At 43.3% G+C, this 13,428-nt stretch carries 12 protein-coding genes; 1 reads left to right on the forward strand and 11 read right to left on the reverse strand.

What is annotated here, in order from left to right; all coding sequences use genetic code 11:
- Position 1: 1 nt before the first annotated feature.
- Positions 2–2,734: a PBP1A family penicillin-binding protein gene (locus tag bslm_RS10670; protein ID WP_046381141.1), complete on the forward strand. Its 2,733-nt coding sequence runs from the start codon at positions 2–4 to the stop codon at positions 2,732–2,734.
- Positions 2,735–2,809: 75 nt separating this feature from the next.
- On the opposite strand, the gene bslm_RS10675 is transcribed toward bslm_RS10670, so the two are convergent.
- The 11 genes from bslm_RS10675 to panB form a co-directional block, all read right to left on the reverse strand.
- On the reverse strand, positions 2,810–3,304 hold the full coding sequence (locus bslm_RS10675; protein WP_029726783.1) for a YpoC family protein: 495 nt from the start codon (positions 3,302–3,304) through the stop codon (positions 2,810–2,812).
- Positions 3,301–3,960: an endonuclease III gene (gene nth / locus bslm_RS10680; protein ID WP_009967580.1), complete on the reverse strand. Its 660-nt coding sequence runs from the start codon at positions 3,958–3,960 to the stop codon at positions 3,301–3,303. Before nth ends, bslm_RS10675 begins: the two co-directional genes overlap by 4 nt.
- 18 nt (positions 3,961–3,978) lie before the next feature.
- On the reverse strand, positions 3,979–4,677 hold the full coding sequence (dnaD, locus tag bslm_RS10685) for a DNA replication protein DnaD (protein WP_029726781.1): 699 nt from the start codon (positions 4,675–4,677) through the stop codon (positions 3,979–3,981).
- Positions 4,678–4,769: 92 nt separating this feature from the next.
- A complete protein-coding gene (asnS, locus tag bslm_RS10690; RefSeq protein WP_004398777.1) occupies positions 4,770–6,062 on the reverse strand; it encodes an asparagine--tRNA ligase in 1,293 nt (430 codons plus the stop codon).
- 143 nt (positions 6,063–6,205) lie between these two features.
- Positions 6,206–7,387, reverse strand: a complete 1,182-nt coding sequence (aspB, locus tag bslm_RS10695; protein WP_004398489.1) for an aspartate transaminase AspB — start codon at positions 7,385–7,387, stop codon at positions 6,206–6,208.
- Between the two features lie 22 nt (positions 7,388–7,409).
- Positions 7,410–7,895: a cell wall elongation/penicillin-binding protein regulator TseB gene (gene tseB, locus bslm_RS10700; RefSeq protein ID WP_046381142.1), complete on the reverse strand. Its 486-nt coding sequence runs from the start codon at positions 7,893–7,895 to the stop codon at positions 7,410–7,412.
- 8 nt (positions 7,896–7,903) lie between these two features.
- Positions 7,904–8,074 carry a YpmA family protein gene (locus tag bslm_RS20765; protein WP_015251828.1) on the reverse strand — a complete coding sequence of 57 codons (171 nt, stop codon included), beginning with the start codon at positions 8,072–8,074 and terminating at the stop codon, positions 7,904–7,906.
- A 142-nt stretch (positions 8,075–8,216) separates the two neighbouring features.
- Positions 8,217–11,012 carry an ATP-dependent DNA helicase DinG gene (dinG, locus tag bslm_RS10705; protein WP_046381143.1) on the reverse strand — a complete coding sequence of 932 codons (2,796 nt, stop codon included), beginning with the start codon at positions 11,010–11,012 and terminating at the stop codon, positions 8,217–8,219.
- Between the two features lie 125 nt (positions 11,013–11,137).
- Positions 11,138–11,521 carry an aspartate 1-decarboxylase gene (gene panD, locus bslm_RS10710; protein ID WP_003225586.1) on the reverse strand — a complete coding sequence of 128 codons (384 nt, stop codon included), beginning with the start codon at positions 11,519–11,521 and terminating at the stop codon, positions 11,138–11,140.
- Position 11,522: 1 nt separating this feature from the next.
- Positions 11,523–12,383 (reverse strand): pantoate--beta-alanine ligase, encoded by an 861-nt coding sequence (gene panC / locus bslm_RS10715; protein WP_046381144.1) that lies wholly within the window; start codon positions 12,381–12,383, stop codon positions 11,523–11,525.
- Between the two features lies 1 nt (position 12,384).
- Positions 12,385–13,218, reverse strand: coding sequence for a 3-methyl-2-oxobutanoate hydroxymethyltransferase (gene panB / locus bslm_RS10720; protein WP_003230652.1), 834 nt, complete (start codon positions 13,216–13,218; stop codon positions 12,385–12,387).
- Positions 13,219–13,428: the final 210 nt, after the last annotated feature.

The raw sequence follows: 13,428 nt of genomic DNA on the forward strand, positions 1-13,428 counted from the left end.
TATGTCAGATCAATTTAACAGCCGTGAAGCTCGACGAAAAGCGAACAGCAAGTCGAGTCCTTCACCGAAAAAAGGCAAGAAACGAAAAAAGGGCGGATTGTTTAAAAAGACCCTTTTCACTTTACTCATTCTGTTTGTTTTAGGCGTAGTCGGCGGTGCTGTTACATTTGCCGTCATGGTTTCTGATGCGCCGTCCCTTGATGAAAGCAAATTGAAGACGCCTTATTCATCAACGATTTATGATAAAAATGGAAAAGAGATCGCCGAAGTCGGCGCCGAAAAACGGACCTACGTCTCGATAGATGAAATTCCCGATGTTGTAAAAGAAGCCTTTATCGCGACAGAAGACGCTCGTTTTTATGAGCACCACGGGATTGACCCTGTCCGTATCGGCGGTGCTTTAGTTGCCAACTTTAAAGACGGCTTCGGGGCTGAAGGCGGAAGTACGATCACCCAGCAGGTCGTCAAAAACTCCCTTCTTTCACATCAGAAGACGTTGAAACGGAAGGTCCAGGAAGTATGGCTTTCGATTCAGCTGGAGCGCAATTACTCTAAAGATGAAATTTTAGAAATGTATTTAAACCGGATTTATTTTTCTCCTAGAGCATACGGAATCGGAAAAGCGGCGGAAGAATTTTTCGGCGTTACAGATTTAAGCAAATTGACTGTCGAACAGGCTGCGACGCTTGCAGGAATGCCGCAGAGCCCAACAGCGTACAACCCGGTCAAAAACCCGGATAAAGCGGAAAAACGACGCAACATCGTACTCAGTCTGATGAAAAAGCAAGGATTTATTTCTGATTCTCAATATAACAAAGCGAAAAAAGTGGCAGTGAAAGACGAAGGCGTCGTGTCACAGAAGGAATATGAAAAAGCAAGTACAAACAAATACAGCGCATTTGTTGAAGAGGTTATGAAGGAAATTGATGAAAAATCTGATGTCGATCCATCTGCTGACGGATTAAAGATCTATACGACATTAGATACAAAAGCACAAGATAAACTAGATGAATTAATGGACGGAGACACCGTCGGATTTACTGAAGGCATGCAGGGCGGTGTGACGCTTCTCGATACCAAAAACGGAGAAGTCCGAGCGATTGGTGCGGGACGCAATCAGCCTGTCGGAGGCTTTAACTATGCTACTCAAACTAAGGCACAGCCTGGTTCGACCATAAAACCGATTTTGGACTACGGACCAGTTATTGAAAATAAGAAATGGTCCACATACGAACAAATTGATGACTCAGCTTATACGTATTCTAACGGAAAACCGATTCGTGATTGGGACCGCAAATATCTAGGGCCTATCTCAATGCGTTACGCTCTGGCCCAATCAAGAAATATACCTGCTTTAAAAGCATTCCAGGCAGTCGGTAAAGATACTGCTGTAGACTTTGCAAATGGACTTGGCCTTGGTTTAACAAAAGAAAATGTAACAGAGGCCTATTCTATTGGCGGTTTCGGTGGGAACGATGGTGTTTCTCCTCTGACAATGGCAGGTGCATACAGCGCGTTTGGAAATAACGGAACGTATAATGAACCGCATTTTGTAAAATCTATCGAATTTAACGATGGCACGAAGCTTGACTTAACACCAAAATCAAAATCAGCCATGAGTGATTATACTGCGTTTATGATTACAGATATGCTGAAAACAGCTGTTAAGACAGGTACTGGACAGCTTGCACAAGTACCTGGTGTAGAAGTTGCAGGAAAAACAGGAACGACTAACTTTGATGATAATGAAGTCAAAAGGTACAATATCGCTAGCGGTGGCGCCCGAGATTCTTGGTTCGTTGGCTACACACCACAATATACAGCTGCCGTCTGGACGGGTATGGGAGAAAACGAGGCTGGAAAGAAATCTCTTTCAACTGAAGAACAAAAAGTTGCAAAGCGCATCTTCGCCCAGCTCATCGCCGATGTCGATGACGGAAGCGGATCATTTGAGAAGCCTGACAGCGTAGTGGAAGCCTCTGTAGAAAAAGGCTCAAACCCTGCAAAACTGGCAGGGCCAAATACGCCAAGCGATAAGAAGCTCACAGAGTACTTTGTTAAAGGCACAGCTCCTTCTACTGTTTCTAAAACATATGAGAAAGAAGAAAAAGAGGAAACAGCTAAACTGTCTGGTTTAAACGTGAAATACGATAAAGACAATCAATCTTTAACGTTAAGCTGGAATTACGACGGAGATGCGACCTTTGCTGTAAAGCAATCTGTTGACGGCGGCAGCTACTCGGAAATTCAAAACAGCTCTGCAAAAGAGGCAGTCATATCGGGTGTGCAGCCAGGATCTGTGTACAAATTCGAAGTAACAGCCGTCAGTGATGATGGCAAAAGTACAGCTTCCACATCCTATGAGGTGCCAAAAGCTGAAGACGATGAAGATAAAAAAGACCAGCAACAAACGGATGATGAAAAACAAGATGATGAGAAGAATCAGGATGATACACAAACTGATGATTCTCAAAAAGATGACGGTCAGACGGATCAAGATCAGACAGATGATTCAACAAACGATCAAGACAAAAAACAAGACAATACGAACACCAATCCGTCCGACAACAATAACCAAGACCAATCAAACGACAACAGTAACAACCAGGATACGTCGGATGATGATTCGAACTCTGGTAAGAATGATTCAACAGGTTCTGACACGAATAAAAATAAAACAGACACATCTAATAAAACACAAACAAACTCATCATCCATTGAAAAAACAAATTAAACAAAAAAGCCGTCACCTTTGGGGTGATGGCTTTTTTGGTACACAATAAAAAACCTCCCGTTTTAACAGGAGGTTTTATCGATTCATCGCATGATATTTGTAAAAATGCTTTTTCATTTCTGTAAACAGCTCATCAAGCTGAATAAAGCAATGGTATTGGGTCGGCTTAAGAAGAATAAATTCCACTCGTTCAGCCCAATTAATCGGCTTTGCGGGATATGATTTCTCCCTCAGTTCTTGCCAATCGAGCGATTTCACCGGCTCACCTGCTGTCCAATGTAACGAAGCCAGCAAACACACAATGCCCTTTAACATTTCGTTTTGGTCACATCTCGATTTTCGTGTTTGAAAGACTGGGAGAAGTGATGCTTTGATGTCATCCCACACTTCAAATAAAAGCGGAACGTATTTCCCGCTGTCCTCCCATGGCAAATCGCCTTGTAATTCCGTGCAGAAATCAAAATACACGGGATTGGTCTGCAAGGTTTTCTTCATATCCGAGGAACTCTTCTGGCCAAGACTGCGCAAGTATTGCTCATAGGAAGCCAACACTTCTTTTGCTTGCGTCATCGTTTCACCAGTCCTTTTTTATCCCTCTTCTGCCCTTCTCTGCACAAAGAAAGCAGCGGACACTCCGCACAGCGCGGAGATTGGGCTTTACAGTGATATCTGCCGAAGAAAATAAGCCGGTGATGCGTAACGGACCAGTCTTCTTTGGGAACCTTGCGCATCAGCGTCTTTTCAACTTCCAGAACCGAGTCCTTCCACCGGCAAATGCCCAATCGTTTGCTGACTCTCTCCACATGGGTATCTACGGCAATGGCCGGCACGCCAAACGCAACGGATACCACTACGTTTGCAGTCTTTCTCCCGACCCCTGGCAGTTTGACAAGCTCATCGCGGTCTCTCGGCACTTCTCCGCCGTAATCTTCAATAATCATTTTACTCAGCTTTTGAATATTTTTCGCTTTATTACGATATAAACCGATTGATTTAATATCCTGCTGAAGCTCTTCCAGCGGAACAGCCAAATAGTCTTCCGGCCGTTTATATTTTTGGAATAATGTTTTGGTCACTCTGTTTACAAGTGCATCTGTACATTGCGCAGATAAAGCAACAGCCACCACTAATTCAAAAGGATTGGAATGAACCAGTTCACACTCCGCATGAGGAAACATGTCACCTATCTTGTCTAAACAGAATTCAATTTGTTTTAGATTTAACACGATTGTCACCTTTTCACTTTATTGTTCAAGCCAATTGTAAAAAGGAACCTGCCTTTTATACTCTTTTTGCGGTTCATTTTGCTTTGCTTGTACACGCCGGAATTTTTGGCTGTGTATTTTCGCCTGCTCCACAGTTTTAAGCCCGTTTTTCTTCCATTCAAACAAAATCCGGTCAATGTAGCGGAAACTGAGTTTTCCTGATAGTACAGCCTCTTTTAACGCGTGTTTGATCAGTTGTGCGTCATGCTGATCCTGGTCCTGCCAGATCGCCAGCGTTTCACACTCCAAAGGCGATAACGGCCTTGCGAACTCTTCCTCAAAAATGGTATAAAGGCTTTTTTGTTCCCCTTCTGCTTTTCTTTCCTTTGTTTGATTCTGTGCAAGCTGAATATACTCGTACAGTTTCCCCCATAAAGGCTGAAGAGAATATTTCTCAAATTTGATGCCGTTTTGATCCTCGCATTCTTCAATAAACAGAAAGCCTTTTTGAATAAACATCCGCAATCTGTTTGTGCATTCTTCAACAGAAATTGACATACCTTCCTGCAGCTGATTCGGTGTAGGAAAATATGATCCTTTTTCTAAATGCATTTTAATTTTTAACAGCAGAATAAGTTCTGTTTCATTAAGCCCAAGCTGTTTATAATGCGTGAGCAGAAGATTGGGGATGGTTGATGTTCCCTGCTCCTGCATATCAATAAATTGCTGTTTTTTCATCGTCACACCTCTTACTGTAAAGGATTGTGATTGCCCCTTTACTGTAAAAAGTCTCCCTTGCAGGAGACTCTTTTTTGTTTCATTTGAATGTATTACGGATACAGACGGTTTAACAGTCTTGGGAACGGAATCGTTTCACGAACGTGAGGCGCTCCGCTGATCCAAGCTACTGTCCGCTCTAATCCAAGGCCGAAGCCGGAATGAGGAACTGATCCATATTTTCTAAGTTCAGCATACCATTTATAAGCGTCAGAATCCAGTCCATGTTCTTTAAGACGCGATTCCAAAAGTTCCATATCGTGAATCCGTTCAGACCCGCCGATGATTTCTCCATAGCCTTCCGGCGCAATCAAGTCAGCGCAAAGCACAACGTCCTCACGGTCAGAAGCCGGCTGCATATAGAACGGTTTTAAGGACGTCGGATAGCGAGTGATGAATACCGGTTTGTCATAATGTTCAGCAATCGCTGTTTCATGAGGCGCTCCGAAATCATCTCCCCACTCGATATCGTCAAAGCCTTTTTCTTTCAGAAATTCAATCGCTTCATCATACGTAATTCTTGGGAACGGGGCTTTGATTTGCTCAAGTTTTGACGTGTCTCTTCCCAATGTGTTTAGTTCAATTTTGCAATTTTTAAGAACTGATTGCACGATGAAAGAAACGTAATTTTCCTGTACTTGAAGGTTTTCTTCAAATTCTACAAACGCCATTTCCGGTTCGATCATCCAGAATTCGATTAAGTGACGCTTTGTTTTAGACTTTTCCGCTCTGAATGTCGGTCCGAAAGAGAATACTTTTCCTAAAGCCATTGCCGCAGCTTCCATGTAGAGCTGTCCGCTTTGAGACAGATATGCATCTTCATCAAAGTACTTTGTCGCAAAGAGTTCTGTTGTTCCTTCAGGTGCGCTTCCAGTCAAAATCGGCGGATCCACTTTTACGAAGCCTTCGTTATTAAAGAATTCGTAAGTCGCGCGAATGATTTCATTACGGATTTTCATGATCGCATGCTGGCGCTTTGAACGCAGCCATAAATGTCTGTGATCCATCAAAAATTCCGTTCCGTGTTCTTTTGGTGTAATTGGATAATCGGTCGCTTCGTGAATGACTTCAATATCTGTCACAGCAAGTTCATATCCAAGCGGAGAACGCTCGTCCTCTTTGACAATCCCTTTTATATAGAGCGACGTTTCCTGCGTCACTGATTTAGCTGTTTGGAAAATGCTTTCTTCCACTTCCGCTTTTACTACGACACCCTGAATAAAACCGGTACCGTCCCGAAGCTGTAAAAACGCAATTTTCCCGCTTGAACGCTTATTAGCGACCCAAGCTCCGATCGTTACTTCCTCACCTACGTGCTTGTACACTTGGTTGATTGTTGTTTTCAACATATTTCCCTCCAAAACAAGAAAGACATTCGGAAGCTCATTGCCCCGCGAACTCTTTTATCATCACTTTATTATACCCGCTCTTAACTAACCGGGTCAATGCAGATAAAAAGCGGCTTTTCTGTCAGCCGCTTTTTGATCTGTTAGCTATGTTTTTCTACAAAACGCTTGATTCTTTCAATGGCTTCTTCAAGAAGATCTAACGATGTTGCATAAGAAAGACGGACATTCTCAGGAGAGCCAAATCCGGATCCTGGAACAATCGCAACTTTTTCCTCCTCGAGAAGCGCTTTAACAAATTCATCTACATCTTTGAAACCGCAAGATTGAGCTGCCTCTTTTGCATTTGGGAACAAGTAAAAAGCACCTTCCGGCTTCACACAGCTGAACCCTGGGATTTCTATGAGCTTTGCATAGATCGTATTTAATCTATGTTCAAATGCTTCTCTCATTTCTTCCAATGGCTCAGAAGGCCCGTTATAAGCAGCAATCGCTCCGTATTGTGCGATTGATGTCGGGTTTGACGTGCTGTGGCTTGCAAGGTTCGTCATCGCTTTAATAATGTCTTCAGAGCCTGCCGCATAACCGATTCTCCAGCCTGTCATGCTGTGGGACTTCGATACGCCGTTTATAATGACCGTTTGCTCTTTCAGTCTGTCTGACAGCTGTGCAATGGAAACATGTTTCTTTCCGCCGTATGTAAGTTTTTCATAAATTTCATCTGACACAATCAAGATATCATGTTCAAGGCACACTTCACCGAGTGCAGATAGTTCTTCTTCCGTATACATGACACCAGTCGGGTTGCTTGGAGAGTTAATAACGATTGCTTTTGTTTTTTCCGTAATTGCATTTTTCAGCTGCTCAGGCGAAATTTTGAAGTGATTTTCCTCAAGCCCTTCTACATAAACAGGCTTTCCGCCAGCGAGTTTCACCTGCTCCGGGTAGCTTACCCAGTAAGGCGTTGGAATAATAACTTCATCTTCTTCATCCAAAATCACTTGGAAAAGGGTATACAGAGCATGTTTGGCACCAGTGCAGACAATAATTTGAGACGGTTTGTATTCAATATTCTGGTCGCGTTTAAATTTCTCTGCAATGCTGTTTTTCAGTTCAGCCAAACCACCGGAAGGCGTGTATTTCGTATGGCCCTCGTTCATCGAACGCACAGCGGCATCAATAATATGCTGCGGTGTATTGAAGTCAGGTTCGCCTGCTCCTAAGCCGATGACATCATGGCCTGCGGCTTTCAGTTCTTTCGCTTTCGCTGTGATTGCCAGTGTGGTTGATGGTGTTAATGCGGATACTCTTTTTGCCAGTTTCAACTTGAACTCCCCCTAATTCGTCTTAAGGCGTGATATTTTTGAGAATCTTTCCAGTTGTAAAGTCCACATAACTTAAACTGTATTGCCCTTCTTTGTCTAAGTACGTCACTTCCCAAAGCAGGACGTTTCCTTCTCTTGCCAGATGAACCTCTTTTTGCTTTGAAACCAGCCCTTCATCCTTTATGATTTTCGCCGCTTTGTCTTCAGAGATTCCCTCTTTCGCTTCTTTTGAGAGAATTTTTGCTTTTTTATCAGCAGGAACCCAGACATATAATGCAGTGCCTTTTTTATCCGTTCCCTTTACAACATAATATTTTTCTTTTCCGACAAATGTTTCGACTTGATCAACATCGGCGAGATCGGTTTCTTTTTTAGCTTCAGCAGCTGCTGCTTCGTGCCCCTCTTCCTTTTGTGCCATGGCTGATTTATAAATGCTTGCCGAGACAAGAAGTACTGCTAAAAAAATAATACCAAAAATGACGGTAAATATTAATGCTTTTTTTCTCATCTTCTCACCTACGTACGATAAATGGTAAAAACGGCTTGGTTTTTGTTTTCTTCATCCAGCGCAAGGCCGAACATCAGATTTTCTCTTTTCAGTGTACGATTCAATGTGTCCACAATTTTATACAGATCATCAGAATGCTCTACATTAATTGTTGAAAGAATTTCGATTTTACTTTCCATTTTTTCATCCTCCAGTTTGAACAAATATTGTTAGTCATACTCCATTTCAGGACACGCCATACTAGTATCACAGAGCGGGAAATCCGCTTTTAAATAAAACACCATCCTACTCCCACACCGCAAAAGCCGCTTTATGCGGCTTTTATTCTTTTCTCCCTGCAACATAAGCTTCAAGCTCGCTGTCAGTCATTTCGGATACTGAGGTTGTCGGCAAGGCATCAAGAAACAGCCGGCCGTAACCAGCGGTTTTAATCCGTCTGTCCAATATAATAATCGTTCCCTTGTCTCCCGCAGAACGCAGCAAGCGTCCGATTCCTTGCCTGAAGGTCAGCACAGCTTCCGGTAATGACACTGTTTGAAACGGATTCTTTCCTTTTTTGCGGGCAAGCTCACATTTTGCAGCATGAAGCGGGTGATCAGGGGACCGGAATGGGAGCCTCACGATCATTACTGTCGTCAGCTCATCACCAGGGAAATCAACGCCTTCCCAAAAATGATTTGTTCCGAGCAGGATCGCCTGATTGGATGTTTTAAAAGTCTTCATCAGCTTGCCGGGACTTCCGCCTGTAATCCCTTGTGCCAAGAGCTGAATGCCGGAAGCACTCATGTTATGCTTAAGCTCCTGGTGAACCTTTTTCAGCATATCATGGGATGTAAACAGCACAAGGATTTTAGGCTGTTTTTCCTTTGCCATCAGTTCGATATAACGGGCTGTATCCTGTATAAATTCAGGTTGCCCTGTATCCTGAATTGATTTCATTTCTTTTGGAATCATCACCTGCATACGCTCATCGTAAGAAAAGGGTGACTCAATTCTCATTGTCCGCGGGAAAAAGTCACTCAGTCCCAGTCGTTCAATCATAAATTGAAAAGAACCTTCGACTGTAAGAGTTGCAGATGTCAGCACCACACTATTTTTGCGCGCGAAAAACTGATCAGCCAGAAGTTCACCAGGTTCAAGAGGCTGTGCGTAAATGGCCACTGCATTTTTCGCACCCTTTGCATCTATTTCAATCCAAACCGCTTCATCGTCATCAGACCCAAAGAAGAGCTTCTGCAACGTCTGACAGTAATGCTGCAAGCCTTTCATGCTTCTTTGGTATTCATCGGCTAAAAAGACGGTTTTGCTCTTCATACCCTTCAAATGTTTTTCCATCAGGGATGACTGCGCCTCAAAAAGCTGCTGCAAATGTGTCAGCATGGAACAAAGCCTCTCCGCACCATCTGTTAAGATCGACCAGCTTTTATCCTGGCTTTCTTTGTTCACCTTAAACACTAGACGGTTTAAGTCTTCTTTAGGTTTTCTTCGTTTGACAAAAGAATGTACAGAGCTGAAGAAAGCATCACTTTCTGCTTGAACGTGCTGAAGCCACTCTTCCAATTCGAAAAATGAATCAACCGGCAGGCTGTTTCGCTGGAATAGCTGTCTCATCTTTTTTAGAAGTCCCTGCTCCTTCAGAGTGCCGATTCTGCTCAATTTCGTATGCAATTCTATGTACGTGGCTCTTTTCCCTAAATGTTCGCTTGCCGCACGTTCAAAATGGTGTGCTTCATCAATAATAAATGTGCCGCTTTCGGGAAGCCTTTTTTTCTGGCTGCCTTCATCGGTCAGCAAAAGAGAATGATTGGTGATCACCAAATCGGAACGCATAGCAATCTGTTTGGCCCGCTCGTAAAAACCGATCACATGCTCACTGCGACTTCTTTTATAGGAGTCATCGTCATAAGCCAATCTGTCCCACAGCAATTTTCCGCCTGAAGGCAAATTCAGTTCCGCTACATCTCCTGTATTTGTCTCTGTCAGCCAAACGAGAAGCTGTGCCTTTGTCAGTACGGCATCATAATTATCATCTTCTTCATGAAGCACCTGCTCAAATTTATACAGGCATAAATAATGCGATTGCCCTTTTAAAATCGCCGCTGTTACCGGAAATGGAAACAGATCTTGGACAATCGGCAAATCCTTTGTGAGAATCTGCTGCTGTAAAAGCGTCGAATACGTGCTGATTATGACCGGCTTTTTTGATTTCTTGGCAAAAAGCGCAGCCGGAATCAGATAGCCAATCGTTTTTCCGATGCCTGGAGGAGCTTCAATCAGCGCATGCTCACGATTGGCAAACGCATCAGCCACCTCTCTCATCATCATCATTTGGCCGTCTCTTTTTTCATACCCAGGCATTAACTCTGACAGCGCTTTTTCATTTCCCGCTTCCCAGCTTTCGATCTCAAATGAGAAGTTCTCGTCCTCATTTATACGAACATCGATAGCTTCAGGTTCTCTGACAGAAAACGAAGAAAAGCGCGTATAGCCCGGTATCTCGGTATGTCTGTTTTCATTAATGAACATATCCAACAAATGCGTCAGATCACTGATGAAATGCTGCGAAAGCCTTCTTAACTGCTTTAATGTCGGATAAGGAAGCTGCCGCAGCTTTTCAAGGATTTCCAAAAAAATAAGCCCTGTCACTTCAGCATCGCTGTCAGCCCGGTGCGGCTGATCATGCCGCAGCTGAAGCTCCTCGCTTAATTCCGTCAGCTTATACCCTTCAAATCCCGGAAAAACAATGCGTGAGAGCTCGACAGTATCAAGCACTTCACAATCTGGGAGCTGAAAGCCCGCCTTATGTAACTCATACTTGACAAATCCAAGGTCAAAATGGATATTGTGGGCGACAAAATAAGCGCCGTCAAGCAATTGGAATACTTCTTCAGCAACTGCTTCAAATGGCTGTTCATTCTCGACCATTTGATTAGAGATTCCAGTAAGCTGCTCAATAAAAGCAGGGATTGATTTATTTGGATTAATGTATTTTGAAAACCGCTCAGTAATTTGTCCATTTTCGATTACAACCGCTGCGATTTGTATGATTTTATCGCCTTTCTTCGGCGAATTCCCTGTTGTCTCTACATCTATAACAACGAACCGTTGCTTATTCATTAAAATGGACACCTCAATTCTTGCATACGACAAAAGTGTAACACGTTTTGTACGGAAATGGAGCGGCAAAACCGTTTTACTCTCAAAATCTTAAAAGAAAACCCCCGATAAAGGGGGCTTTTCTTCTACAAAATTGTACGGGCTGGTTCGTTTCCCAGCATTTGTTCAATTTTGTTTTGATCATTCAGAACAGCCACTTTCGGCTCGTGGCTTGCCGCTTCTTGATCAGACATCATTTTGTAAGAAATAATAATGACCTTATCTCCTTCCTGCACAAGGCGTGCGGCTGCACCGTTTAAGCATATGACACCGCTTCCCCGTTTACCAGGAATAATATACGTTTCAAGACGTGCTCCATTATTATTATTCACAATTTGTACTTTTTCATTAGGAAGCATTCCCACAGCATCAATGAGATCTTCATCAATTGTAATGCTTCCCACATAGTTCAGGTTTGCTTCCGTAACAGTTGCCCTGTGAAGTTTGCCGCTCATCATTGTTCGATACATATTATATTCTCTCCATTTCTCGAATATCAATAATGATATTATCTATTAAACGCGCTTTTGAAAAAGCAACTGCAACAGCGAGAATCATCTTTCCAGCAATTTCATTCACAGGCTCGAGTTCCGGATAGGAATAAAGCTCTACATAGTCTATGGTTCCGCTAGTCGTTTCAATGATTTCTTTTGCAGCTTTTATCACCGCTTCAGGATCTCTTTCACCGGCTTGGATCAGTTCCGCACTTGTTTGAAGGGCCCGATACAGCTTAGGCGCTTCTTTTCTTTCCTCAGCTGTTAAGTATACATTGCGAGAGCTTTTGGCTAAGCCGTCTTCCTCTCTGACCGTATCGACAGGAACCAATTCAATATCCATGAAGAAGTCACTGATTAACCCATCAACAACAGCTACCTGCTGCGCATCTTTTAAACCGAAATAGGCACGAGTCGGCTTGACTAGATTGAAAAGCTTCGTCAGTACGATCGCGACCCCGTCAAAATGTCCTTCTCTTGAGCGCCCGCATAACACGTCTGTGCGTCTTTCTACATGAATCGTGACATTCTTTTCACCGGGATACATATCATGAGCATCTGGCGTAAATAAAATATCGACTCCGGCGTTTTCTGCAAGAGCTGCATCCCGCTCAATATCGCGCGGATATGCTTCAAAATCTTCATTAGGGCCGAATTGTGCAGGATTCACAAAAATACTCATAATAATGGCGTCGTTTTCTTGTCTTGCTTTGTCTGCTAAGGTTAGATGCCCCTCATGCAGAAACCCCATCGTCGGAACAAATCCGATTGACTTGCCCTCTGAATGGTATTGTTTTATGGCTTCTTTCAGCTGTGAAATATCAGTAATCTGTCTCATCTTATTTTCCCCCGTACAAGCCGTCCAGCACTGTCTGGTTCATTTGAAAGGAATGCTTTTGTTCAGGGAAAGCACGATGTCTTACATCCTGAACATATCCGCTGATTGCTGTTTCGATGGTTTCATCAATGCGCGTATATTGCTTTACAAATTTAGGTGTTCTCTCAACACCGTGGCCGATAATATCATGATAAACGAGAACTTGTCCGTCTGCTTTCACACCAGCCCCGATTCCAATGACCGGTATGCTTAGCGTCTCGGCAATTTTGGCTGTGAGTTCTGCCGGCACACATTCCAGCACAAGCATCATAGCTCCTGCTTCTTCGCATTTTATACTGTCTTCTATTAATTTTTTGGCGCTTTGTTCGTCTTTGCCCTGTACTTTATAGCCGCCCAGTACGCCGACTGACTGCGGTGTCAAACCTAAGTGACTGACTACTGGAATGCCTCCAAGCGTTAATGCGCGAATGGATTCAAACACGCCTTCTCCGCCCTCAAGCTTCAGTGCGTCAGCTCCGCTTTCCTGAACGATAGCCGCTGCATTTTTCAGCGTATCTTCCTTAGACAGGTGATAAGACATAAACGGCATATCTGTCACAATAAAGGTATTCGGCGCACCCCTTTTAACGGCTTTTGTATGATGGATCATGTCCGCAACTGTCACACCGACAGTTGAATCAAGGCCGAGGACGACCATTCCAAGTGAATCACCGACTAAAATCATGTCAACTCCCGCTTGTTCAGCAAGTTTAGCTGCCGGATAATCATAAGCGGTCAGCATGACAATCGGTTCTTCAGACTCCTTCATTTTTAGAAAATCCAGTTTTGTTTTCATGTTTTCTCCTCCTCATGTTTAGAGGAGATGATCTGCCGTTTTCTTCTGCAAGCCAAAAAACCTTCCGTTACAACGAGAAGGATTCTTCACTTTCTAAAGTTCGGCGAGTTTCATCCCTCTGTCCCAGTCCTTTTTTGGATCAAGGCAGACTGCTGCAATGTCTATCTATTTTAATAATAGGTGCAGTTCGCAGGCGATACTGCCCAATGG

It is taken from the genome of Bacillus sp. LM 4-2, assembly GCF_000978495.1.
Taxonomy (GTDB): Bacteria; Bacillota; Bacilli; order Bacillales; family Bacillaceae; genus Bacillus; species Bacillus subtilis.